Annotated in this window: 22 protein-coding genes and 1 tRNA gene; 12 read left to right on the forward strand and 11 right to left on the reverse strand. The window is 70.8% G+C overall.

The genetic code is table 11. The features are described from left to right. Positions 1–72 precede the first annotated feature (72 nt). The 3 genes from QIS96_RS18760 to QIS96_RS18770 all read right to left on the reverse strand — a co-directional run bounded on the left by QIS96_RS18760 (position 73) and on the right by QIS96_RS18770 (position 3,279). Positions 73–954, reverse strand: coding sequence for a DUF4429 domain-containing protein (locus QIS96_RS18760; RefSeq protein WP_408907210.1), 882 nt, complete (start codon positions 952–954; stop codon positions 73–75). Positions 955–1,086: 132 nt separating this feature from the next. Then, a complete protein-coding gene (locus QIS96_RS18765; RefSeq protein WP_282543794.1) occupies positions 1,087–2,298 on the reverse strand; it encodes an alpha/beta hydrolase in 1,212 nt (403 codons plus the stop codon). Between the two features lie 312 nt (positions 2,299–2,610). After that, complete coding sequence (locus QIS96_RS18770) at positions 2,611–3,279, reverse strand: TetR family transcriptional regulator (RefSeq protein ID WP_282543795.1); 669 nt, start codon at positions 3,277–3,279, stop codon at positions 2,611–2,613. A gap of 141 nt (positions 3,280–3,420) precedes the next feature. Between QIS96_RS18770 and QIS96_RS18775 the strand changes: the two genes are divergently transcribed. Beyond that, a complete protein-coding gene (locus tag QIS96_RS18775) occupies positions 3,421–5,046 on the forward strand; it encodes an MFS transporter (RefSeq protein ID WP_282543796.1) in 1,626 nt (541 codons plus the stop codon). A gap of 182 nt (positions 5,047–5,228) precedes the next feature. Continuing rightward, positions 5,229–5,645: a peptidase inhibitor family I36 protein gene (locus QIS96_RS18780; RefSeq protein WP_282543797.1), complete on the forward strand. Its 417-nt coding sequence runs from the start codon at positions 5,229–5,231 to the stop codon at positions 5,643–5,645. On the opposite strand, the gene QIS96_RS18785 is transcribed toward QIS96_RS18780, so the two are convergent. Both QIS96_RS18785 and aceE read right to left on the reverse strand, forming a co-directional pair. Further along, complete coding sequence (locus tag QIS96_RS18785; RefSeq protein ID WP_282543798.1) at positions 5,626–6,447, reverse strand: potassium channel family protein; 822 nt, start codon at positions 6,445–6,447, stop codon at positions 5,626–5,628. The genes QIS96_RS18780 and QIS96_RS18785 overlap by 20 nt on opposite strands. Positions 6,448–6,530: 83 nt before the next feature. Then, a complete protein-coding gene (gene aceE / locus QIS96_RS18790; protein ID WP_282543799.1) occupies positions 6,531–9,263 on the reverse strand; it encodes a pyruvate dehydrogenase (acetyl-transferring), homodimeric type in 2,733 nt (910 codons plus the stop codon). A gap of 414 nt (positions 9,264–9,677) precedes the next feature. Between aceE and QIS96_RS18795 the strand changes: the two genes are divergently transcribed. The 6 genes from QIS96_RS18795 to QIS96_RS18820 all read left to right on the forward strand — a co-directional run bounded on the left by QIS96_RS18795 (position 9,678) and on the right by QIS96_RS18820 (position 14,166). Beyond that, positions 9,678–10,118 carry a DUF3052 domain-containing protein gene (locus QIS96_RS18795; protein WP_282543800.1) on the forward strand — a complete coding sequence of 147 codons (441 nt, stop codon included), beginning with the start codon at positions 9,678–9,680 and terminating at the stop codon, positions 10,116–10,118. A gap of 119 nt (positions 10,119–10,237) precedes the next feature. Then, positions 10,238–10,705, forward strand: coding sequence for a peroxiredoxin (locus QIS96_RS18800; RefSeq protein WP_282543801.1), 468 nt, complete (start codon positions 10,238–10,240; stop codon positions 10,703–10,705). A 133-nt stretch (positions 10,706–10,838) separates the two neighbouring features. Next, complete coding sequence (locus tag QIS96_RS18805; RefSeq protein ID WP_282543802.1) at positions 10,839–11,414, forward strand: TerD family protein; 576 nt, start codon at positions 10,839–10,841, stop codon at positions 11,412–11,414. 99 nt (positions 11,415–11,513) lie between these two features. Continuing rightward, positions 11,514–12,089: a TerD family protein gene (locus tag QIS96_RS18810; protein WP_282543803.1), complete on the forward strand. Its 576-nt coding sequence runs from the start codon at positions 11,514–11,516 to the stop codon at positions 12,087–12,089. 76 nt (positions 12,090–12,165) lie between these two features. Then, on the forward strand, positions 12,166–13,317 hold the full coding sequence (locus tag QIS96_RS18815) for a DUF475 domain-containing protein (RefSeq protein WP_282543804.1): 1,152 nt from the start codon (positions 12,166–12,168) through the stop codon (positions 13,315–13,317). Between the two features lie 102 nt (positions 13,318–13,419). After that, complete coding sequence (locus QIS96_RS18820) at positions 13,420–14,166, forward strand: TerD family protein (RefSeq protein ID WP_282543805.1); 747 nt, start codon at positions 13,420–13,422, stop codon at positions 14,164–14,166. Positions 14,167–14,196: 30 nt separating this feature from the next. Here the strand turns inward: QIS96_RS18820 and QIS96_RS18825 are convergent, their stop codons facing one another. Beyond that, on the reverse strand, positions 14,197–15,078 hold the full coding sequence (locus QIS96_RS18825; protein ID WP_282543806.1) for a TerD family protein: 882 nt from the start codon (positions 15,076–15,078) through the stop codon (positions 14,197–14,199). A 196-nt stretch (positions 15,079–15,274) separates the two neighbouring features. Here QIS96_RS18825 and QIS96_RS18830 point away from each other — a divergent pair, with 196 nt between their 5' ends. The 3 genes from QIS96_RS18830 to QIS96_RS18840 are packed head-to-tail and all read left to right on the forward strand — an operon-like array spanning position 15,275 to position 19,799. Then, positions 15,275–16,453 carry an HpcH/HpaI aldolase/citrate lyase family protein gene (locus QIS96_RS18830; RefSeq protein ID WP_282543807.1) on the forward strand — a complete coding sequence of 393 codons (1,179 nt, stop codon included), beginning with the start codon at positions 15,275–15,277 and terminating at the stop codon, positions 16,451–16,453. A 41-nt stretch (positions 16,454–16,494) separates the two neighbouring features. Beyond that, on the forward strand, positions 16,495–18,981 hold the full coding sequence (locus QIS96_RS18835; RefSeq protein ID WP_282543808.1) for a phosphoribosyltransferase: 2,487 nt from the start codon (positions 16,495–16,497) through the stop codon (positions 18,979–18,981). Then, positions 18,978–19,799 (forward strand): HAD family hydrolase, encoded by an 822-nt coding sequence (locus QIS96_RS18840; RefSeq protein ID WP_282543809.1) that lies wholly within the window; start codon positions 18,978–18,980, stop codon positions 19,797–19,799. The genes QIS96_RS18835 and QIS96_RS18840 overlap by 4 nt, the downstream gene beginning before the upstream one ends. Here the strand turns inward: QIS96_RS18840 and QIS96_RS18845 are convergent. The 5 genes from QIS96_RS18845 to QIS96_RS18865 form a co-directional block, all read right to left on the reverse strand. Beyond that, on the reverse strand, positions 19,711–20,394 hold the full coding sequence (locus QIS96_RS18845) for a DedA family protein (protein ID WP_282543810.1): 684 nt from the start codon (positions 20,392–20,394) through the stop codon (positions 19,711–19,713). The genes QIS96_RS18840 and QIS96_RS18845 overlap by 89 nt on opposite strands. A 67-nt stretch (positions 20,395–20,461) precedes the next feature. Beyond that, entirely contained in the window at positions 20,462–20,686 is a 225-nt protein-coding gene (locus QIS96_RS18850) for an FmdB family zinc ribbon protein (protein ID WP_282543811.1), read from the reverse strand. A gap of 86 nt (positions 20,687–20,772) precedes the next feature. Continuing rightward, the gene (locus tag QIS96_RS18855) at positions 20,773–21,333 is read right to left on the reverse strand and encodes a DUF4383 domain-containing protein (protein WP_282543812.1); all 561 of its coding nucleotides are present in this window, start codon (positions 21,331–21,333) and stop codon (positions 20,773–20,775) included. Between the two features lie 177 nt (positions 21,334–21,510). Beyond that, the gene (locus QIS96_RS18860) at positions 21,511–22,965 is read right to left on the reverse strand and encodes a coiled-coil domain-containing protein (RefSeq protein ID WP_408907211.1); all 1,455 of its coding nucleotides are present in this window, start codon (positions 22,963–22,965) and stop codon (positions 21,511–21,513) included. Between the two features lie 109 nt (positions 22,966–23,074). Beyond that, positions 23,075–23,845, reverse strand: a complete 771-nt coding sequence (locus QIS96_RS18865; RefSeq protein WP_282543813.1) for a DUF4097 family beta strand repeat-containing protein — start codon at positions 23,843–23,845, stop codon at positions 23,075–23,077. Positions 23,846–24,031: 186 nt separating this feature from the next. On the opposite strand from QIS96_RS18865, the gene QIS96_RS18870 reads away from it, so the two are divergent. Continuing rightward, positions 24,032–24,103 (forward strand) — tRNA-Val (locus QIS96_RS18870). Positions 24,104–24,228: the final 125 nt, after the last annotated feature.

Consider the following 24,228-nt stretch of genomic DNA (forward strand, 5'->3'; position numbering starts at 1 on the left):
GGAGCGGGGGTCCGGGGGCGGAGCCCCCGCAGCCGACGGCAGTCTTTCGGGAAGGGGCGGGGTGGGGAAGAACTACAGCTCGGCCAGCAACTCCGCCTTCTTGGACGTGAATTCGGAATCCGTCAGCAACCCCGCCTGATGCAACTCCCCGAGGTGCCGGATCCGGTCCGCGATATCCGCCGGATCGCGGCGGGCGGCCGCGGGCCGCGGAGCGTCGTCACAAGCCGGCCCGCTGCTGTTGCGCACCGCAGCGAGCACCGCAGCCGCGAACGGCAGCGACTCGTGCACGGGCCCGTACCCGAGGCCGAACACGACCGCCGCCGGATCCTGGTCCGCCTGCGCGGGCTGCTGCACCGGCTGCGTACCGCCCGGCGCGCGGTGCAGCAGCCGCAGATGGCCGTCGAACACCTCGGGGGAGCGCCACTCGACGTCGGCGAGGTCGCCGACCGCGAAACTCTGGTCGCCCGCCTTCCACTTCGCCGAGGACGCGCCCGTCCAGAACCAGCGGTACGACACGGTCCTGCCGTCGAAGGACGCCTTGCCGTCGTACGCCTTGAACTGCAGCGGGCCCTCCGGCGCGGGCACGAGGAACTCCTCGGCGTCGGACGCGGGGCCGATCAGCGCGCGGAGCTCGTCCGCGTAGTACTCGGCGAGGGTCTCGCGCTCGGCGGGCAGCACCAGGCGATAGGGGTCGCTGCTGTCCTTCAACTGCCCGGCGGCGGCCGCCATCAGCGGATCCGCGCCGGGTCTCGGAACGGCATGCAGCACCACCGTCCCGCGCTTTCCCGGGGTCAGGGTCACCGCCGCCAACGCCTCGTGGGGAATACGTCGTTCACCGAGCGCCTGGAACAGCTTCGGCGTCCTGATCCCCCGTTCGAAGCGGATGAGCACGGAGTCCGAGTCGAACTCCCAGGCGGCATGAAATCCGGCCAGTACGTCACCCATGCGGCTCATCGTATGCGCCGTCCGGCCTGAAGCCCACCCGTCGCCGGCGGGCCGCGGGTCGAACTGGCCGTCGTCCACGGCTCCTTGGCGATGCCGCAAAGCGCTCCCGCGCACGGCCAGGTGAGCGGATCTCTACGCGCGTCAGGCCGAAGCGGAACCGGAAGGGGCGTTCCGGCACGCTTCGCCGCCGTCCGCACAGCTCACCGAGTCGTACTGGCCGACGCCGATCCGGGCGAAGTTGCGGAGGCTCTCGGTGCCCGGCTGAAAGTAGCCCGTATGGCCGATGGCGCCCTCCGCGGAGACGACGCGCGCGCCGAAGCTCTCGGAGACCGGGTCGGCGCCGTGGCCGAGGCCGCCGACCTCCATGTGCGGGATGTCCTGGATCCAGTCGTCGGAGTCCCGCATGGCCCACACGCGGGCGTCGGTGTGCAGCCCCTCGACGCTTCCGGCGCGCATGCCGGGGCTGCCGGCGACCGCTATGTCGCTGACCCGCGGCGGCAGCTCGCTCGCGGCGACCCCGCACACCACCGAGCCGTAGCTGTGGCAGTACAGGGCGACCTTCGACGAACCGGGCAGCGTACGCACCATGGAGTTCAGGCGGACCGAGCCGTCCTCGGCGCGCTTGGCGGTGGCCGCGTCCACGCCGAGCCCGGCCGGGGCCGTGTAGTCGGCCCAGGCGATGACCGCGCTGCGGGTCTTCGGGCTGCGCTCGCGCTGCTCGTGGTAGAGCGCGCTCGCCATGCCGCGCGGGGCGCTGTAGCGGCCGTTCGTCTTCTGGTACGTCAGCAGGTTGGTGTCGACGCCGGGCACGACGACCGAGACCCGCTCGGCGCGGTTCAGGTCGCCGAGCACCTCCGCGACGCGGCCGGGGCCCATCGGGTCGAAGGCGAGGATCTGCCGGCCGGGCCGCAGCAGCGAGTCGAAGCGGTGCATGCGGCGGCCCGCCTCGTGGCGGCCCGACTCGGAGAGGCGCTCGTCGTGCATGCGCCGGCGCTCGACGTCGCGCGCCTGGTCGAGGGCGACGCGGTTGGCCGCGTACCGCAGCCGCACGGGCACTCCGGCCATGTTGCCGACGGCGAGCGGGTAACTCCGGGCGAGGCGCAGCTGCTGGGCACCGGTGAGGGTGTCGAAGAAGTGCGCTTTCCGGGACGCCGGCACCTTGGGGTCGGGCAGCTTGTGGCCGTCTATGCCGCCGCGCTGCCAGGCGGAGAGCGCGAGTTCGAGCGGGGTCGACGCGCCCCGGTCGTGACGCACGGCACTCCAGCCGGTGGTCGCCAGCATGACGAAGACGACCGCGAGAGCGAGGAGCGCGCGCCAGACGTTCAGAGTGGGGGACGAGTCGAAGGAAGTCACTGCGGAACACCCTAGGAGAACTGCAGCTCAGACCGGGAGGAGGGTGGGGCAGATCACGTTTCGTGGGGTGTGATTTGGACAATACGGGCGCATGGGGTACCGGGCGCTACGCTCCGTACTCGCTTGTGAGGTACGGGAGTTCACCCTCTGCTGAGGCGCTCGCACGCTCTGTCCGCCCACGCCGCGCGGAAGCGCCGTACGCACAGGCGCCCGTCCGCGCAGACGCCCGCGTGCGGAGACGCTCGTACGCAGAAACGCCATCCCGTGCGCGGAGGCGCTCGTGCGCGGAAAGCGCCTGTACGCGCGCGTGCCTCAGGTCGTGCGCCAGTCCCCCGCGAGCGCCGGCGCCAGTTCGTCGAGGTGGGCGGCGGTGACCACGCGCATCGACTCGACGGTGAGGTCCTGGCCCGCGCCCCAGCGCCGCCCGGTCATCCGCATCACCCCGCCGAACGCGGCGACGGCCACGCGCGGGCGCGGGTCGGCGTCCACGTCGAGGCCCTCGCGCTCGGCGATGATCCGCGCGACCTCCTCCTCCATCTCGACGGAGCGGCGCATCTCCACGGCGAGGAGCGCGGGCGTCGACTCGATCAACTGGTAGGTGCGCATGTGGAGTTCGACCGGAACGATCTCCTCGATGCTCTCGCCGACCGCGTTCCAGGCGTCCAGGACGGCCGCGCGCAGCGCCTGCAGCGGCGGCTCGTGCGCGGGCCGGGCGCGCACCCGCTCGGCGAACTGCCGCTCCACCATCTCCTGTACGGCGAAGACGGCCTCCTCCTTGCCGGCGAAGTACCGGAAGAAGGTGCGCTGCGAGACGTCGACGGCGTCCACGATCTCGTCGACGGTCGTCTGCTCGTACCCCTGGGACGTGAAGAGTTCGAGGGCGGCGCGCACCAGGGCGTCGCGGGTGCGGCGCTTCTTGCGCTCACGCAGGCCCGTCGGCCGGGGCGCGTCAGGCTTCGGCTCGGGGTTGGGCGGGGTCAATCAGGGGCCTCTTTCCACCGGTCTGCGCGGCCGGTTCGGGCGGCCGGTCCGGGCAGCTCACGATACCTGTGAGCAACGTGACAGTTACCGACTAGTGATTCCGTTTGTCAACTGTCAGCGACTGTCATTAGCCTCGAACGCATGACTAGTCAGACCACCGTCGACAAGGCGGATAAGGCGCCGGAGCAGCCGGGGGGCGCTCCCGCTCCGGCCCCGGCCAAGGGCCTGCGCGGCCACCCCTGGCTGACGCTGTTCGCCGTCGCGATCGGCGTGATGATGGTGGCCCTGGACGGCACCATCGTGGCCATTGCCAACCCGGCCATCCAGAAGGACCTGAACGCCTCCCTCGCGGACGTCCAGTGGATCACCAACGGCTATCTCCTGGCGCTCGCCGTCGCCCTGATCACGGCGGGCAAGCTCGGTGACCGATTCGGCCACCGGCAGACCTTCCTCATCGGCGTCGTCGGCTTCGCCGCGGCCTCCGGTGCGATCGGCCTGTCCGAGAGCGTCACGTACGTGGTCGTCTTCCGCGTGCTGCAGGGCCTCTTCGGCGCGCTGCTCATGCCGGCGGCGCTCGGTCTGCTGCGCGCGACCTTCCCGGCCGAGAAGCTCAACATGGCCATCGGCATCTGGGGCATGGTCATCGGCGCCTCCACCGCGGGCGGCCCGATCCTCGGCGGCTTCCTCGTGGAGAACGTCAGCTGGCAGTCGGTGTTCTACATCAACGTGCCGGTCGGCGTGCTCGCGCTCGCCTTCGGCCTGTGGGTCCTGAAGGACCACCGGGCCGAGAACGCGCCGCGCTCCTTCGACGTCCCGGGCATCGTGCTGCTCTCCGGCGCGATGTTCTTCCTGATCTGGGCCATCATCAAGGCCGGCGAGTCCTGGGGCTGGGGCGGCGCGAAGACCTGGATCTTCCTGGGCGCGGCCGTGCTCTGCTTCGTCGTCTTCGCCGTCTGGGAGACCAAGGTCAAGGAGCCGCTCGTCCCGCTCGGGATGTTCCGCTCCATACCGCTCTCCGCGGGCACCGTGCTCATGGTCCTCATGGCCTTCGCCTTCATGGGCGGCCTGTTCTTCGTGACGTTCTACCTGCAGGGCGTGCACCGTATGACCCCGGTCGAGAGCGGTCTGCACCTGCTGCCGCTGACGGCCATGATGATCGTGTCCTCGCCGGTCGCGGGCGCCCTCATCACCAAGTTCGGCCCGCGCGTGCCGCTGGTCGGCGGCATGGTCTTCACGGCCGCCGCGATGTTCGGCATGACCACCCTGTCCGCCGAGACCGGTACGTGGACGATGTCCCTGTGGTTCGCCTTCCTCGGCCTTGGCCTCGCCCCGGTGATGGTCGGCGCGACCGAGGTCATCGTCGGCAACGCCCCGCTGGAGCTCTCCGGCGTCGCGGGCGGACTGCAGCAGGCGGGCATGCAGGTCGGCGGCGCGCTCGGCACGGCCGTCCTCGGCGCGGTCATGTCCAGCAAGACCTCGTCCGTACTGCCGGAGAAGTGGACGGAGGCCGGGCTGCCCGGCGAGCCCGCTCCGGGGCTCGACGCGGCGGCCGAGGTCGGGTTCCTGCCGACCGAGGCCCTGGAGAAGGCGCACACGCCGCAGCCGGTCATCGAGCAGATCGGCGGCGTCGTGCAGGACACGTTCCTGTCCGGCATGCACCTGGCCTTCGTCACGGCCGGCGTCGTCGCCGCCGTCGCCGCGCTCGTGGCCGTCTTCACCAAGCGCGGGGCCAACGCGGAGGCGGGCGGCGGGGCCGTCCACATCTGACGCGCGCGAGCGGGGGAGTGCGCCCCTCGTGCGCGCCCCTCGCATCGGAAAGTCCCGCCGAAGAGCCCTTCGGCGGGACTTTCCCCTATCAGGGTGGCCCCGGCCCCAACCCCCTTCCGGCGGGCGGCAGTTGCGGGTCAGATTGCGTACGACCGATTCGTACGACACGGGGGTTCCACACCATGCGCACTGCCATCACCCTGCCCGCCCTGACCACCTCACTGCTCGCCCTCGCGCTGCTCACCGCACCCGGGGCGAGCGCCGCCCACCCGACCACGAGCGCCGCCCACCCGACCACGAACGCTGCCCCGCCCACGCTCGCCGACTGCGGGCCCGGCGAGCTGTGCCTGTGGAAGGAGGCCGAGTTCAAGGGGAAGCGGCAGGTCCACGAGCTGTCCGGCACCGACATGGAGAGCTGCGTCGCCCTCCCCGAGGGGGCCTCGGCCCAGTCCCTCGCCAACCGCACCGGACGTCCCGTGACCGTCTACCAGTCCGCCCACTGCGCGGAGACCGGCGAGTTCCAGACGTACCCGGGCGACGGCACGTACGCGCCCCGATCGCCTTACCGCGTACGGGCGTTCAAGATCTGGGAGCACTGACGGAGGAGGCGGGGGCGGGGGCGGGCTCGGCGTCCCCGCCTGTGCCCCCGCTCGCGTCCCCGCCCGTGCCATCGGCCGCGTCCGCCGAGAGCGCCGCCACCTGCGCCCGCAGCGCCTTGACCTCGTCCGTCAGCGCCTCGATGGCCGCGGTCCGGCGCCGCTCCTCGGCGTCGTCCGAGTCGAAGCGCGCGATGAACCAGGCCGCGATGTTCGCCGTCACCACACCGAGCAGCGCGATGCCGGACAGCATCAGGCCGACGGCGAGGACCCGGCCGAGGCCCGTGGTCGGCGAGTGGTCGCCGTACCCGACGGTGGTCATCGTCGTGAACGACCACCACAGCGCGTCCCCGAGCGTCTTGATGTTGCCGTCAGGGGACTCCCGCTCCACGGCAAGCACGGCGAGGGAGCCGAACATCAGCAGCCCCGTCACCGCCCCCGCCACATAGGTGGTCAGCTTGATCTGCGTGGCCATCCGGGCCCGCCGCCCGATGAGGAGCAGCGTGGCCACGACCCGAAGGAGCTGCAGCGGCCGAAGCAGCGGCAGGAGCACCGCGCACAGGTCCAGCCAGTGCCGGCGCACGAACTCCCGCTTCTCCTCGGCGAGTACGAGCCGTACGAGATAGTCCACGGCGAAGGCGCCCCACACCGTCCACTCGACGGCCGTGCACGCCTGCTTCACCGTCGGAGCCGCGTCCGGCAGCACGATCGGCACCGCGTAGGCCCCGGCGAAGAGCACCGCGAGGGCGAGCAGGGGCCGCTGCGTGAGGTTCTCCCAGCGGATACGGGCGGGCTGTTCCTTCATGTCCGCATCGTAAGAAACGCATAAACGTACAAGGGCGGCGGGACCGCCCGGTCCCGCCGCCCTCACGGAGCGTCCGTACGCGCCTACGCGTCGCCGCCCGCGGCGCCCGGGTCGGCCGCCGTCACGTCGAGCAGCTGGTAGCGGTCGACCGCCTGCTTCAGGACCGAGCGGTCCACCTTGCCGTCCTGGGCCAGCTCGGTCAGCACGGCGAGCACGATCGACTGCGCGTCGATGTGGAAGTAGCGGCGGGCCGCGCCGCGCGTGTCCGCGAAGCCGAAGCCGTCCGCGCCGAGCGAGGTGTACCGCCCCGGCACCCAGCGCGAGATCTGGTCCGGCACCGAACGCATCCAGTCCGAGACAGCCACGAACGGCCCCTCGGCGCCGCCCAGCTTCTGCGTCACGTACGGCGTGCGCTGGTCCTCCTCCGGGTGCAGCAGGTTGTGCCGCTCCACCTCGACGGCCTCGCGCCGCAGCTCGTTCCAGGACGTCGCGGACCAGACGTCGGCCTTGACGTTCCACTCCTCGGCGAGGATCTTCTGCGCCTCGATCGCCCACGGCACGGCGACGCCGGACGCCATGATCTGCGCCGGGATCGCGCCGGACTCGCCGCGCTTGAAGAGGTGGATGCCCTTGAGGATGCCGTCGACGTCCACGTCCGCCGGCTCGGCCGGGTGCTGGATCGGCTCGTTGTAGACCGTCAGGTAGTAGAAGACGTCCTCGGCCTCCGGCCCGTACATCCGGCGCAGGCCGTCCTTCACGATGTGCGCGATCTCGAAGCCGAACGCCGGGTCGTACGCGATGCAGCCCGGGTTGGTCGAGGCGAGCAACTGCGAGTGCCCGTCCGCGTGTTGGAGGCCCTCGCCGGTCAGCGTCGTGCGTCCCGCGGTGGCGCCGAGGACGAAGCCGCGGGCCAGCTGGTCGGCCATCTGCCAGAACTGGTCGCCGGTGCGCTGGAAGCCGAACATCGAGTAGAAGACGTACACCGGGATGAGCGGCTCGCCGTGCGTCGCGTAGGCCGAGCCCGCGGCGATCAGGGAGGCCGTGCAGCCCGCCTCGGAGATGCCGTCGTGCAGCATCTGCCCGGTCGGCGACTCCTTGTACGCGAGCAGCAGCTCGCGGTCGACCGACTCGTACTGCTGGCCGAGCGGGTTGTAGATCTTCGCGCTCGGGAAGAACGCGTCCATGCCGAACGTGCGGTACTCGTCCGGCGCGATCAGCACGAAACGCTTGCCGATCTCCTTGTCCCGCATGAGGTCCTTCAGGATGCGGACGAACGCCATGGTGGTGGCGATCGACTGCTGCCCCGAGCCCTTCTTCGCAGCCGCGTACGCCTTGTCCTCCGGCAGCTGCAGCGGCTTGGCGCGCACGACCCGGGTCGGGACGTAACCGCCCAGACCCTTGCGGCGGTCGTGCATGTACTGGATCTCCTCGGAGTTCCGGCCCGGGTGGTAGTAGGGCGGAACGCCGTCCTCCAGCTGCTTGTCGGTGATCGGCAGGTGCAGCCGGTCGCGGAAGCCCTTGAGGTCGTCGACCGTCAGCTTCTTCATCTGGTGCGTGGCGTTGCGGCCCTCGAAGTTCGGGCCGAGCGTCCAGCCCTTGACCGTCTGCGCCAGGATCACCGTCGGCTGGCCCTTGTGCGCCTTGGCCGCCGACATCGCCGCGAAGATCTTCTTGTGGTCGTGACCGCCGCGGCCCAGGTGCAGGATCTGGTCGTCGGTCATGTTCTCGACCATGGCCCGCAGCCGGTGGTCCCCGCCGAAGAAGTGATCCCGGATGTACGCACCGGTCTCGGTGGCGTACGTCTGGAACTGGCCGTCGGGCGTGGTGTTGAGCTTGTTGACCAGGATGCCGTCCCGGTCCTGCGCAAGCAGCGGGTCCCAACTCCGGTCCCACACCAGCTTGATGACGTTCCATCCGGCGCCCCGGAACTGCGACTCCAGCTCCTGGATGATCTTGCCGTTGCCGCGCACCGGACCGTCGAGCCGCTGCAGGTTGCAGTTGACGACGAAGGTCAGGTTGTCCAGGCCCTCACGGGCGGCGATGGACAGCTGGCCGAGCGACTCGGGCTCGTCCATCTCGCCGTCGCCGAGGAACGCCCACACGTGCGACTTGGAGGTGTCGGCGATCTCGCGCGCCTCCATGTACCGGTTCATCCGCGCCTGGAAGATCGCGCCGAGCGGGCCGAGGCCCATCGACACGGTCGGGAACTCCCAGAAGTCCGGCATGAGCCGCGGATGCGGGTACGAGGAAAGGCCGTTGGGCGCCTTGGACTTCTCCTGCCGGAAGCCGTCCAGCTGCTCCTCGCTGAGCCGGTCCAGGAGGAACGCGCGGGCGTAGATGCCCGGCGAGGCGTGCCCCTGGAAGAAGATCTGGTCGCCGCCGTCGCCCTCGTCCTTGCCGCGGAAGAAGTGGTTGAAGCCCACGTCGTACAGCGAGGCCGAGGACGCGAACGTCGCGATGTGGCCGCCGACGCCGGTGCCGGGTCGCTGCGCGCGCGAGACCATCACGGCCGCGTTCCAGCGCGTCGCGTTCAGGACCTTGCGCTCGATCTCCTCGTTGCCGGGGAAGAAGGGCTCGTCCTTGGTGGCGATCGTGTTCACGTAGTCCGTGCTGCGCATCTCGGGGACCGCGACGCGCTTCTCACGGGCCCGCTCGATGAGCCGGAGCATCAGGTAGCGGGCACGCTCGCGGCCGCGTTCGTCGACCGCCGCGTCCAGCGAGTCGAGCCACTCCTGAGTCTCTTCGGGATCGAAGTCCGGGACCTGGCTGGGCAGGCCGCCAATGATGATCGGGTTGCGATCGGATCCGGAAGCCACGCTGTTCCTTCGCTGTCGGTCTTGCTCGGTGTCTGGAGCTGAAGAGAGCTTGAGGATGAGAGAGCTGAAAAGGCGATGAGAGCTTGGGAGAGTTGACGTGCACCGTCGATTGTCGTCCCCCATCGTCCACCTCGGTCGCGCAAACGTCATCTGTACCGTTAGGTAACCAGAGGCGGTCGCCGGGCCCGCGATTACCACAGGACTGGCAAAACAGGCCAGAATGGCCTGGGGTGAACAACGGATACCCGGCGAAGCGCGCAAAGCGCGGCGGCGGCACCGCCAGGAACGTCACCGTTTCGGCGGTCTCGACGGCCGGGTACTTGCGCGATCCGCCCCGCACGTGTGGACTACGGCCAGTGGCCCACGTATGCGTGCGGCCGAGAACAACTTCCAAACATGATCAGGAGGCAATCCGTGAGCGCGACCGCGGACCACGCGGAGACGAGCCTGGCCGAGAGGCTGGGCTTCCAGTCCGGGCAGGTGGTCCAGGAGATCGGCTACGACGATGACGTCGACATGGAGCTCCGCGAGGCCATTGAACAGACCATCGGCGACGATGGCGAACTCGTCGACGAGGAGTACGACGATGTGGCCGACGCCGTGGTGCTCTGGTTCCGCGACGACGACGGGGACCTGACGGACACCCTCGTGGATGCCATCGGGTACATCGAGGAAGGCGGCCTGCTTCTGCTGCTGACCCCGAAGACCGGCCGCGACGGATATGTCGAGCCGAGCGAGATCAGCGACGCGGCCACGACCTCCGGCCTGACCGCTAGCAAGAGCGTCAGCGTGGGCAAGGACTGGTCGGGCAGCCGGCTCGCCACCCCCAAGGCGGCGAAGTCCGGCAAGCGCTGAACCTCTGCACGCAGCTTTCGAACCCCCGTCGGCCACCGGTCGGCGGGGGTTCACGCGTGTACCGCGCCGCTCGCTAGGGTGGCACCCACCTGAACAGCCCTACGGAGGGATCCGTCCTCATGGCACTCGCTGGCCTCGCGACCGGCACCAAGGCCCCGGACTTCGAGCTCAAGAACCAGCACGGCGAGACCGTGCGGCTCTCGGACTTCCGCGGCGAGAAGAACGTCGTGCTGCTCTTCTACCCGTTCGCCTTCACCGGTGTCTGCACCGGCGAACTGTGCGCTCTGCGGGACGAGCTGCCCAAGTTCGTCAACGACGACGTGCAGCTGCTCGCCGTCTCCAACGACTCGCCCTTCTCGCTGCGCGTCTTCGCCGAGCAGGAGGGCCTCGAGTACCCGCTGCTCTCCGACTTCTGGCCGCACGGCGAGGCCTCGCGCGCGTACGAGGTCTTCGACGAGGAGAAGGGCTGCGCGGTGCGTGGCACCTTCGTCATCGACAAGGACGGCGTGATCCGCTGGACCGTCGTCAACGCGCTGCCGGACGCCCGTGACCTGAACGAGTACGTCACGGCCCTGAACAGCCTCTGAAACAGCCCGACGGCCAAGTGACCCTGGGGCGAATAGCCTGTTTGATGCGGGAACCGGTCACTAGGATCCAGTCGTTGATCTGATGCCAACGCACGACGGGGGCGCTGCCCCTGGACACCTATTGGGAGGACTCGTGGGAGTCAGCCTCAGCAAGGGCGGCAACGTCTCGCTGACCAAGGAGGCCCCCGGCCTGACCGATGTCACCATCGGTCTCGGCTGGGACATCCGCACCACCACCGGTACGGACTTCGACCTCGACGCCAGCGCCATCCTGACGCAGGAGGACGGCAAGGTCGCCAGCGACGCCAACTTCGTCTTCTTCAACAACCTCAAGAGCCCGGACGGCTCGGTCGAGCACACCGGTGACAACACCACCGGTGAGGGCGAGGGCGACGACGAGCAGATCAAGGTCAACCTCGCCGGCGTCCCGGCCGAGGTCGCCAAGATCGTGTTCCCGGTCTCGATCTACGACGCCGAGAACCGCCAGCAGTCCTTCGGCCAGGTCCGCAACGCGTTCATCCGCGTCGTGAACCAGGCCGGCGGCGCCGAGATCGCGCGGTACGACCTCTCCGAGGACGCCTCGACGGAGACCGCGATGGTCTTCGGCGAGCTGTACCGCCACGGCGCGGAGTGGAAGTTCCGTGCCATCGGCCAGGGTTACGCCTCGGGCCTGCGCGGCATCGCGCAGGACTTCGGTGTGAACGTCTGAGCCGACGCACGGCCACGCACGACCCAGCCCGGCGCCGCACACTCCGTGCGGCGCCGGACGCGCTGGACAACCGCACCACCACAGGGGAGGACCACGAACATGGGCGTCACGCTCGCCAAGGGAGGCAATGTCTCCCTCTCCAAAGCCGCACCGAATCTGACGCAGGTCCTGGTCGGACTCGGCTGGGACGCGCGTTCCACCACCGGAGCCCCCTTCGACCTCGACGCGAGCGCGCTGCTCTGCAAGTCCGGGCGCGTGCTCGGTGACGAGTGGTTCGTCTTCTACAACCAGCTCACCAGCCCCGACGGCTCGGTCGAGCACACCGGCGACAACCTCACCGGTGAGGGGGACGGCGACGACGAGTCCCTGCTCGTGGACCTCTCCAAGGTCCCGGCCGAGGTGGACAAGATCGTCTTTCCCGTCTCGATCCACGAGGCGGACAACCGCGGTCAGACGTTCGGGCAGGTCAGCAACGCGTTCATCCGCGTCGTGAACCAGGCCGACGGTCAGGAGCTCGCGCGGTACGACCTCTCCGAGGACGCTTCGACCGAGACCGCGATGATCTTCGGTGAGGTGTACCGATACGGCGCGGAATGGAAGTTCCGTGCGGTTGGGCAGGGGTACGCGTCGGGCCTTCGAGGCATCGCTCTAGACTTCGGGGTCAATGTTTCGTAAAGCCGCGCACGGCTCGGGGGAGCCCCGTACTCGTCGCGGGCGCGGGTACGCCCCGTACACAACGATTGGGTAGCCAGTGGTACTGAAAACCTTCGGCTGGTCGTTCGCGGTCACCGCGCTCGGCCTGGTCGCAGCGGTTCTCATCGGGGGGTGGCAGGCGTTCGGGATCGTGGCGATCCTGTCCATCCTCGAGATCTCGCTGTCCTTCGACAACGCGGTGGTCAACGCCGGCATCCTGAAGAAGATGAATGCCTTCTGGCAGAAGATCTTCCTCACGGTCGGCATTCTGATCGCCGTCTTCGGCATGCGACTGGTCTTCCCCGTCGTCATCGTCGCCATCAGCGCCAAGATCGGCCCCCTTGAGGCCGTCGACCTGGCGATGACGGACAAGGACATGTACCAGCAGCTGGTGACCGACGCTCACCCGTCGATCGCCGCGTTCGGTGGCATGTTCCTGCTGATGATCTTCCTCGACTTCATCTTCGAGGACCGCGACATCAAGTGGCTCGCCTGGCTGGAGCGCCCGCTCGCCAAGCTCGGCAAGGTCGACATGCTGTCGGTCTGCATCGCCCTGATCGTCCTGCTCGTCACGTCGATGACCTTCGCGACCCAGGCCCACCAGCACGGCGGCGCGCACGTCGACAAGGCGCAGACGGTGCTGATCTCCGGCGTCGCCGGTCTGATCACGTACCTCATCGTCGGCGGTCTCTCCGGCTTCTTCGAGAACAAGCTGGAGGAAGAGGAGGAGCGTGAGCACGAGGAGGAGGAGCGCGCCGCGCGCGAGGGCAAGCCCAAGTCGGCCGTCGTCCTCGCCGGCAAGGCCGCGTTCTTCATGTTCCTCTACCTCGAGGTCCTGGACGCCTCGTTCTCCTTCGACGGCGTCATCGGCGCCTTCGCGGTCACCAACGACATCGTGCTGATGGCGCTCGGCCTCGGCATCGGCGCCATGTACGTCCGTTCGCTGACGGTCTACCTGGTCCGCGAGGGCACCCTCGACGACTACGTCTACCTGGAGCACGGCGCGCACTACGCGATCGGCGCCCTCTCGCTGATCCTGCTCGTCACCATCCAGCACGAGATCCCCGAGGTCATCACCGGCTCCATCGGCGTCATCCTGATCGCCTGGTCGTTCTGGTCGTCGGTGCGGCGCAACAAGCGCCTTGCGGCGGCCGAAGAGGGAAAAGCCTCGACCCCGGGCGAGAAGACTGAGCTCTCCTCCGGGGTGTGATCCGCGGGTAGTTGAGGGAACGCTCTGAGCGGGGCGGTCACGAGGTCTCATGCCTCTGACCGCCCCGCTGTCGTATACGTGGATTTGAGAGTTGGGGGCGGGATGTCCTTCTGGGAAGGGCTGTGGCGAGGTCGGGACAGACAGTTCGAGTCGGGGAACGCGGCGACCACCTCCATCGAGCTGACCAAGCGCCGCCCTTCGGTGTCCCTCACCAAGCAGGGCGCGGCCACCGGCAATCTGCGCGTCAACCTGTCCTGGCGGATGCGCACTTCGGACATCGAGGGGCGGTCGAAGCGGGGCGGTCGCGGCTCGCTGCGGCACCCGCTCAAGATGTTCAAGCCCGATGTGGTGCAGGCCCACACCCAGGGCATGGTCAATGTGGACCTGGACCTGGGCTGCCTCTACGAGATGACCGACGGCGCCAAGGGCGTCGTACAGCCCCTCGGGAACTTCTTCGGGGATCTGAACGCGCCGCCGTATGTGAAGCTCAGCGGCGACGACCGCTTCGGCTCGGCCTCCGGCGAGACGCTGTACGTCAACCTCGACTACCGCGAGTCCATCAAGCGCCTGCTGTTCTTCGTCTACATCTACGACCAGACGCCGGCCTTCGACCGCACGCACGCGAAGGTGACCCTCTATCCGAGCAACGGCCCGCGGATCGAGATCGAGCTCGACGAGCACGCCCCGCAGGCGCGGTCCTGCGCGGTGATCACCGTGGAGAACGTCAAGGGCGAGCTCGTGGTGCGCCGCGAGGTGAAGTTCGTCTACGGCTTCCAGGCCGAGCTGGACCGGCTCTACGGCTGGGGCCTGCAGTGGGGGCGGGGCTACAAGGCGAAGGCCGACCGCTAGCGTCGGCCCTCTGCTTCTCCCCGCCCGGCCTCAGCGGTTGAGGAACTGCGGGCCCTGCGGCGGCAGCGTGAAGTGCGGGTCGGGGCCCGCGGCGACCGGCTGCGGGTAGCCGTACCCGCCCTGCGGTGCGACGGTCGGCGGCGCGGAGACGGGCTGCGGGTAGCCGTACCCGGGCGGGGCCGCGGCCGGGGGCTGCGTGGGCGGCTGCGGGTAGCCGTACCCGGGCGCCGGGGCCTGCGTGGGCGCGGGCGGCGCGGCGGTGGGCGGGACCGCGGTCTGCTGGGTGGCCGCCTCCGAAGCCGCCACCTCCGAAGTCGCCGCCTCCGAAGCCGCCGGGTCCGCCTCGGGCTCGGCCTCCGACTCGTCCACGGAGATCCCGAAGTCCGTGGCCAGGCCGACCAGACCGTTCGAGTAGCCCTCGCCGAGCGCGCGGAACTTCCAGGCGTCCCCGCGGCGGTAGAGCTCGCCGCAGATGAGCGCGGTCTCGGCGCCCGTCTCGGGCTTCACGTCGAAGTACGCGTACGGATCGCCCTCTTGGGGCGTCGCCGCGTCGTACAGCGAGATGCGCAGTCCGCGTACGTGCTCGAACGGGACGCCGTCCGCCGATGCCACGATCAGGATGCGGTCGACTTCGGCGGGCAGTCCGGCGAGGTCGGCCTGGACGGAATCGCTCAGTCCGTCGGCGACGCGCTTCTTGCCGAGCCGCCAGACCTTGCCCGAGGGGTGCCGGGGCTGGTTGTAGAAGACGAAGTCCTCGTCGGAGCGGACCCGGCCCTCGGGGGAGAGCAGCATGGCCGAGACGTCGATGTCAGGGGCGCCCGACCCGGCGGGACCCGGGGTCCAGAGCAGCACGGCGCGTACGGCCGTGGCCTCCAGCGGGACGTTCGACCCCTTCAGCATCGCGTGCGTCATGCGGTCATCCTGCCTTCCCGGCCCAGGTGGGGACAACGCGGGGGGCCTGCGCGGGGCGTCGGCGGGGGTGGGTCCGCTCGCGTGCGTCATGCGGGGGTTACCTGGATTTCATGCGAGGAGGGAACCCCTGACATGCTCGTTTACGTACTATTACCGGCCGCAAGTTGTCGGCCGCTTGTCTAAAACGGGGAGTCTCATGCGTCATTTCGGGCACATCGCGCCTGAGATCCGGAAGCGTTTGTTCCATAGGGAGCCCTGCGCCTTCACCTCGGACTCTCCGGCCGCGCTCCTGTCGGTCGCCCTCGGCGCCACGCTGTACTCGCCGGCGACCCGCCCCCACCTCGCCGACGACGTCGCCAAGCAGACGCAGCGCGGGGTGGCGTCCATGGTGCTGTGCCTGGAGGACTCCATCGACGACGCGGACGTCGTCGCCGCCGAGGAGAACCTCGTCGCGCAGCTGTCCGCGCTCGCGGCCGGGGACCCCGCTCAGGACGGGGAGCTGCCGCTGCTCTTCGTCCGCGTCCGGCATGCCGAGCAGATATCCGACCTCGTCCGCCGCCTCGGCCCCGCCGTCCGCATCCTCTCCGGCTTCGTCCTGCCGAAGTTCACCGAGGAGCGCGGCGTGCCCTTCCTGGAGGCGCTCACCGCCGCCGAGGCCGCCAGCGGACGCCGCCTCTTCGCGATGCCCGTCCTGGAGTCGCCCGAGCTGCTCCACCTGGAGAGCCGCGCCGACACCCTCGCCGGCATCGCCCGCACCGTCGACAAGTACCGCGAGCGGGTCCTCGCGCTGCGCCTCGGCGTCACCGACTTCTGCTCCGCGTACGGGCTGCGCCGCCAGCCCGACATGACCGCGTACGACGTGCAGATCGTCGCCTCCGTCATCGCCGACGTCGTCAACGTCCTCGGCCGGGCCGACGGCACCGGCTTCACCGTCACCGGGCCCGTGTGGGAGTACTTCAGGGCCCAGGAGCGGATGTTCAAGCCGCAGCTGCGCAACAGCCCCTTCCTGGGGCGCGCCGAGGAGCTGCGCACCGCGCTCATCGAGCACGACATGGACGGGCTGCTCCGCGAGATCGGCCTCGACCGGGCCAACGGACTGCTCGGCAAGACCTGCATCCACCCCTCGCACGTCCTGCCCGTGCACGCCCTCTCCGTGGTCAGCCACGAGGAGTTCAGCGACGCCCAGGACATCCTGCGCCCCGAGCGCGGTGGCGGCGGAGTCCTGCGCTCCGCCTACACGAACAAGATGAACGAGGTGAAGCCGCACCGCGCCTGGGCCGAGCGGACCCTGCAGCGCGCCAAGGCCTTCGGCGTGGCCAACGAGGACGTCGGCTTCGTGGAACTGCTCACCGCGGGACTGCCGGGCGGCAACTGACCCGGTACGCCCTGAAGTCGGGCGGGAGAGCTGGAAAGAACGTGACGTACGCAAGCGACAAGAGGGATACGAACAGCGTGGTGTGGTCGGGTGATTGGGTCGCCGAGCGGCTCGGGGTCGAACTGGACGGCGACGAGCGGCTGCGAGGGCTCCTCGGGCTCGCCCTGCGCCGCAACCCGAAACGGGCCCACCTGCTCGTCTCCCACGTCCTCGGCAAGCATGTGCCGCAGTCGCCCGCCCTGGTCTGGCGCTCCGGGTACGACCTCGGCGTGCGGGTGCGCGAGCTGCTCGGCGACGAGGAGGCCCGGCGCTCGCTCGTCCTCGGGTACGCGGAGACGGCCACCGGGCTCGGCCACTCCGTCGCGGACGGCCTGGCCCTCGCCCCGTATCTGCACTCCACCCGGCGGCCGGTGCCGGGCGTCGCGCGGGCCGGCGGCTTCGAGGAGTCGCACTCGCACGCCACCTCGCACCTGCTGCTTCCCGAGGACCCCGAACTCCTCGCGGGCGACGGCCCGTTGGTCCTCGTCGACGACGAGTTCTCCACCGGCAACACGGTCCTCAACACCATCCGCGACCTGCACGAGCGCTACCCGCGCGGGCGGTACGTGATCGTCGCCCTGGTCGACATGCGCTCGCCCGCCGACCAGGGCAGGCTCGCCGAGTTCGCCCGCGAGATCGACGCCCGGGTGGACCTGATCGCCCTGGCCTCGGGGACCGTACGCCTTCCCGAGGGCGTCCTGGAGCGCGGGCAGGCCCTGGTCGCCCAGCACGAGCAGGTCGCCGCCGGAGTTCCGGTGCAGCGGGACGCCCGCCGGCCCGTCCGCGTCGGCCTCGACTGGCCCGCCGGGCTGCCCGACGGCGGACGGCACGGCTTCACCACGGCGCACCGGGACGAGCTGGAGGCGGCCGCGCCCGGCCTGGTCGAGCAGCTCGCCGGGGCGCTGCCCGAGGGCGCCCGCCGCGTCCTCGTCCTCGGCTTCGAGGAGCTGATGTACGCGCCGCTGCGGCTCGCCGTCGGCCTGGAGGAGCACGTGGACGCGGAGGTCCGCTACTCCACGACCACCCGCTCGCCCGTCCTCGCCGTGGACGACCCCGGCTACGCGATCCGCAGCCGCCTGGTCTTCCCGGCCCACGACGACCCGGCGGACGGGCCCGGCGACCGGTACGCGTACAACGTGGCGGGCGGCGGCTTCGACACCGTCGTCGCCGTCGTCGACTCCGCCGCCGACACCCCCGAACTGCACGCCCCCGACGGCCTGTTGGCGCAGCTCGCCCGGCACGCCGAGCACGTCCTGCTCGCGGTCGTCCCGTCCCACGTCCCCGGTGCCGCCCGCACCGCGGAACCCGAACGGCAGGAAGACCCCAGCATGCTGCCCGAACCCCTGCGCGGCCCCGCCTTCTCCTCGTACGCACCGGACGAGGTCGGCTGGCTGCTCCAGGACCTGTCCGAGGTCGAGCTCGAAGCGCCGACCGAGGAGCGCGAGGAGGCCATCCAGAGCGGCGGCGCGCACTACGCCGAGTCGCTGCCGGTCGAGTACCAGCCGAGCGAGCAGTACCAGGAGCTGTTCAAGGCCGCCCTGGAGACCTCGGCCGCGCGGATCGCGCAGGCCGTCGGCGTCGTCACCGAGACCGTCCTCGCCGAGCGCTCGCAGCGGCCCGTCCTGGTGTCGCTGGCCCGCGCCGGCACGCCCGTCGGCGTGCTGATGCGGCGCTGGGCGCAGCACCGGCACGGCCTCGACCTGCCACACTACGCGGTGTCGATCGTGCGCGGCCGCGGCATCGACGCCAACGCGCTGCGCTGGCTCGCCGCCCACCACGACCCGGCCGACGTCGTCTTCGTCGACGGCTGGACCGGCAAGGGCGCCATCACCCGCGAACTCGCCCAGGCCGTACGGGACTTCGAGGACGCGGGCGGGGCCAAGGGCTTCGACCCGGAGATCGCGGTGCTCGCCGACCCGGGCTCCTGCGTACGGACCTATGGCACCCGCGAGGACTTCCTGATCCCCTCGGCCTGCCTCAACTCCACGGTCTCCGGGCTCATATCGCGCACCGTGCTCCGCGCCGACCTGGTCGGCCCGGACGACTTCCACGGCGCGAAGTTCTACCGCGAGCTGGCCGGGACGGACGTGTCCGGGCACTTCCTCGACACCGTCGCCGCGCGCTTCGACGAGGTCGGCGACGCCGTGGACGCCCAGGTCAAGGAGGTGCTCTCGGCCGACCGGGCGCCGACCTGGGAGGGCTGGGCCGCCGTCGAGCGGATCAGCGTCGAGTACGGCATCAACGATGTGAACCTGGTCAAGCCGGGCGTCGGCGAGACCACCCGGGTGCTGCTCCGCCGCGTCCCGTGGAAGATCCTCGCCCAGCGCGGCGCGGGCGCCGACCTCGACCACGTCCGCCTGCTCGCCGAGCAGCGCGGCGTCGACGTCGAGGAGGTGGACGGACTCCCGTACAGCTGCGTCGGGTTGATCCACCCCCAGTACACGCGGGGCGCGACCGGTGCCGACGGCAAGGCGGTGACCGGCAAGTGAGCACCACACTCGTCGCCAGCGACCTCGACCGCACGCTCATCTACTCCGCGGCGGCCCTGCAACTGCCGATGCCCGACGCGGAGGCCCCGCGCCTGCTCTGCGTCGAGCTGTACGAGGGCAAGCCGCTGTCGTACGTGACGGAGGACGCCGCCGGGCTCCTCGCCGAGCTGTCCCGGGCCACCGTCTTCGTGCCGACGACGACGCGGACGCGCGCCCAGTACCAGCGCATCAACCTGCCGGGCCGCACCCCGCGGTTCGCGATCTGCGCCAACGGCGGCCATCTCCTCGTCGACGGCGTCTCCGACCGGGACTGGCAGCGGCAGGTCGCCGCGCGCCTGGCCGAGGAGTGCGCCTCGCTCGACGAGGTCCGCGCCCACCTGGTGGCCGCCGCCGACGAGTCGTGGCTGCTGAAGGAGCGGGTCGCCGAGGACCTCTTCGCGTATCTGGTGGTCGAGCGGTCGCTGCTGCCCGAGGGCTGGGTCAAGGAGCTGTCCGGCTGGGCGGAGGAGCGCGGCTGGACCGTCTCCCTGCAGGGCCGGAAGATCTACGCGGTGCCGAAGCCGCTGACGAAGAGCGCCGCCATGCGCGAGGTCGCCCGCCGCACCGGCGCCGACCTCACCCTCGCCGCGGGCGACTCGCTCCTGGACGCCGACCTGCTGCTCGCCGCGGACCGGGCCTGGCGCCCGGCCCACGGGGAGCTGGCGGAGTCCGGCCTGGTCGGTCCTGGGCTCACCGTTCTTCCGGAGCGGGGGATCCAGGCCGGGGAGCGGATTCTGCGGGAGTTCCTCTACACCGCCGGTCCTGGCCGGTCCGCCTGACGATCCTGGTGGTGAGGAAGAGCACCACGGCCGCGGCGGCGGCGCCGAGCACGACCGTCGAGTACGTGGAGACGTACGCCGCCACCTGCGTCCAGTTCTCGCCGAGCAGGTAGCCGGCGAGGACGAACAGGGTGTTCCAGATCGCGCTGCCGAGTGTGGTGAGCCACAGGAACGTCGGCAGCGGCATGCGCTCCACGCCCGCGGGCACGGAGATCAGGCTGCGGAACACCGGGATCATCCGGCCGAGGAACACGGCCTTGGTGCCGTGCCGCGCGAACCACCGCTCGGTCCGCTCGATGTCGGACGCCTTGACGAGCGGCAGCCGCCGGGCGACCGCGATCGTACGGTCCCGGCCGAGCCCCGCCCCGACGCCGTACAGCGCGAGCGCGCCGAGCACGGAGCCGAGGGTCGTCCACACCAGGGCGGCCACGAGGTTCATCTGCCCCGTGCTCGACGCGAAGCCGGCGAGCGGCAGGATCACCTCGCTCGGCAGCGGCGGGAAGAGGTTCTCCAGCGCTACGAGGAGTCCGGCCCCGGGCGCCCCGAGGGTGTCCATGAGACCGGTGATCCACCCCGGTGCGGTGCTGTCGATCATGCGGCCAGGCTAGGGACCGCTTCCTGAAGCGGACCTGAAGCGGCCGGGGGCGGGGGGAAGCCTGAAGTCAGCCGCAGCAGCCGCCTCCGCAGCAGCCGCCTCCACCGCCGCCGGAGGCCGGGGCGGGCGCGGGGCCGGAGCCTGCCGTTCCGCCGACGGCGACCGTCGACAGGAGCTTCACGGTGTCGTCGTGCCCGGCGGGGCAGGCGGCCGGGTCGGAGGACTCGGCCATGGGACGGCTGAGCTCGAAGGTGTCGCCGCAGGTCCGGCAGCGGAAGTCGTAGCGAGGCATGGGCTCAGGTTAACGGGGCGTGTGCCCGGTGAGAACCGGCTCCCAGGCCCCACACCGCGCACACGCCCCTGGCTTGTCCGGCCGAGCTACTCCTTTTCGTTCCGCGCGCTCAACTGTGCCTGGCTGAGCACGCGTTCCTCACGTTCGGCCTGGCCGGGATGGCGGGCCCGCCAGTACGGGTTGTCGTGCGGCAGCGCACTGCCCACACGCCCGTACATGCCGAAGACCATCAGCAGAATGCCGACCACGAAGCTGAACAGGACGTTCTGGATCCGGAACGCGAGGAAATTGAGGTCCGAGTCCAGGAGCGCGAGGTTCGCGAAGCCGCTGAGGATGAACAGGACGCCCAGCACCATGTTGAGCGTCGAGGCGAAGTTTCCGCCGATCACCATGCCCGCGAAGAGCAGCAGCCCCACGCAGATCGAGAGCACGCTCAGCGTGCCGTTGGTGTTGAGCCCGGCGACCGTGTCGCCCCGGGTGTCGAAGAATCCGACCTCGTCGATCAGGCCGAGGATGCCGAACGCGAGCAGGACGAGCCCCATGAGGCCCGCGCCGACGCGGTAGACCTTGCTGAGACGGTGGTCGACGGGAAGGTGCTCGTTCAGCGAGATCCGTCGCCTGGTGGGGAGCATTGTGTGCGTGGCCATATCCGCCTCCCTGGAGTGCACGGAGGCCCTCACCCCGGACGGAGGCTCCGCTCCGTCCGGAGACTTGCGGTCGCGGGCATGAATCGATGCCCGCCTCCTCCCAGCATCCGCCTCGGCCGCCCTGCCCGCCACACCGAGCGGAACCCGCTCTCTTATGCCCCTACGCCCCTACGGCCCCTACGCCCCCGCGCCCCGCTCCTGCCGGATCTGGGCGACCACGCCGGCCACCGTGTTCCGTACGGCTTCCGCCTCCGTGAGGAAGTGCCAGTAGTCGGGGTGGCGGCCCTCCTCCAGCGTGGCGACGGCGCGGTCCAGGCGGCCGACCGCGGCGTCGAGCGGGCGGGCGTGCCGCGGGTCGGGGGTGCTGCGGCCGGTCATCGCCAGGCGCTGGGCGTCCCTGATCGCGAAGCGCGTGCGCTCGATCTCCTGCTGCGGGTCCTTCGCCACCGCGTTCAGCCGCCGCAGCCGGTCGCCCGCCGCGGAGACCGCCTCGTCCGTGGTGTTCAGCAGCGCCCGCACCGTGCTCAACAGGGCCGTCGCGTCCGGCCAGCGCTGCTCCGCGCGCGCCTTACGGGCCTCGGCCAGCTTCGCCTCGGCCTGCCGGACCGCGTCCGCCGCCTGCTCCGGCACCGGCTGCAGGTCCTGCCAGCACGCCGCGGTGAACCTGCGCCGCAGCTCGCTCAGGACCGGCTCGACCTGCGCGGACCGGGTGGTCAGCGCCTGTGCCCGGGTACGCAGCGACACGAGCCGCCGGTCCGTCTCTGCGGCCCGCTCGGGCAACCGCTCCGCCTCGACCCGTACGGCCTCGGCGTCCCGCAGCACCCGGTCGGCGCGCTGCAGCGTCTCGGGCACGCCGTGCCGGCCCGCGCCCTGGTTCAGCTTGGTCAGCTCCGGGCCGAGCGCGGCGAGCCGGGCCGCCAGGTCGTCGGCGCGCAGGCCCGAGCCGCGGACCGCGTCGAGTGCGGTGCTCGCGGCGAGCAGCGCCTGCCGGGCCCGTTCGACCGCGGGGGCGAGGCGGGCCAGCTGCGTCTCGGCCTTGTCGAGGAGCGCGCCGAGGCTCTGCCCGAACCGGTCGAGCTCCTGCTTGACGCGCACCAACTCGTCCTTGGCGCCGGTCAGTTCGGCCCTGGCCCGGCTCGCGACGGAGGCCTCCAGGTCGTCCCGGTCCAGGTCGTGCGCGTCGACCGCGGTGATGTAGCGGTGGCTGACCTCGTCGATCCGGCGGCCGAGCGCCTCGAAGTCGGCGGCGACGCGCTGGGCCGCGGGGGAGCTGTCGACGGCCGTGATGGTCTCGATGGAGATCCGCAGATCCCGCTGGGCGGTGTCGAGTTCGTAGAACGCCTCGGCCGCCGCGTCCTTGGCGGCCTGCGCCTCGGCGCGCGCACTGTCGCCCCGGCCGCCGAACCAGCGCCGCGTCCCGCCGCCCGCGAACGCCGCGGGCGCCATGGCGAGGAGCAGCGGCACCGGCAGCAACGCGAGCCCGACCACGTCCCGCAGCGCTCCCGCCCGGCGCGGTTGCGTGAGCTGTTGTTCCGTACGCGGTTTCGGGCGCTGTGCCGTACGTGGTTTCGGGCGCGGGGAGAGGCGAGGGGCGACCTGCTGCGCGTACGGCTGCGGTGGTGTCGCCGTCACTTCTCACTCCCGTGCTGTCGTCCGCCCGGCCTGGAACATCTCCGGCCAGGTCGTGGCCGAGCCGGGGGGAGCCATTCTCCCACCCGAAGAGGACGAACACACGGGCCGTTCAGTTCACGCTGACGCTGCCGTCTTCGCTGTGTACGTCGACCACACGAGCGCCGCGCTCGTCCCGCTCCACGCCCTCGCCCACGTCCACGGAGCCGTCGGCGGAGGTGGCGTTCACCCGGTACGCGCCGTCCGGCAGGTCCACCGAGACCGCCCCGCCCTTGCTGTACGCCTCCACCCGGTCCGGGGCCCTGCCGAGGTCGAGCCGCACCCGGCCGTCCTCGCTGCGGGCGTCGATCCGCCCTGAGGTCACGCCGAGCGCCTCGACCGCCCCGTCCGCGCTGACCAGTTCGAGCGGCCCGGAGGAGTCCTCGACGGTCACCCGCCCGTCGTCGGACCTGATCCGCAGGGCCGTACGGAATCCGCTCGCCGTCACCCGCCCGTCCTTGCTGACCACGTGCACGGCCGCCGCGCGCGGCACCTCGATCCGGTGCCGGGCGGCGCAGTCGCTGACGAACCCGTCGCAGTCGACCTGGAGTTGCAGGGTGTCGCCGTCCATCCGCCAGGTGACCGCGGGGTCCTCGCCGAGCACGGTGCTGCCGTCGAACCACCGGGTGACCCGCACCTCTTCCACGTCGGCGGCCACCACGTCGAGTGCGGAGTCGTCCGAGTCGACGGTCAACGTCCGCCCCTGCAGCGGGAAGGACCGGGTCTCCGGCTCGTCGTCGTCCGCGGCGCTCGCGCACCCGCCGACCAGGACGACGGCGGCGAGCGCGACCCCGAGCGCGGCGGCCGTGCGGGTGCGGCGGACTCGTACGGTACGGACGCTCATGTCGGTCTCCCTCAGGGGCTCTGCCGGGCCTTCGCCGCGGTCCCCCCAGACCGTACGAATCCGCACGTCCCGCCGGGATCCGGCAAGCCACCGGGCCCGTGGTGGGGACAACCCCCGGCCGCTCGCCGCCCCTCGTACGGGTTTGCGGGGCAGGGCACTCGGCAGGGTAAGGTGTCCATTCGTCCCGGGCGCGTAGCTCAGGGGTAGAGCGTCGCCCTTACAAGGCGAATGTCGGCGGTTCGAAACCGTCCGCGCCCACCGGGTATGAACAGGAGAAGCCCCGCACCGTGCATGGTGCGGGGCTTCTTCTGTGCGCGGGTGGGTGTGCGCGGGCGGGCGCCGATGGGGGTGCGCCGGTGGGACCATTTAAGGGAGACCCCTTC

Source organism: Streptomyces cavernicola, assembly GCF_029968035.1.
Taxonomy (GTDB): Bacteria; Actinomycetota; Actinomycetes; order Streptomycetales; family Streptomycetaceae; genus Streptomyces; species Streptomyces cavernicola.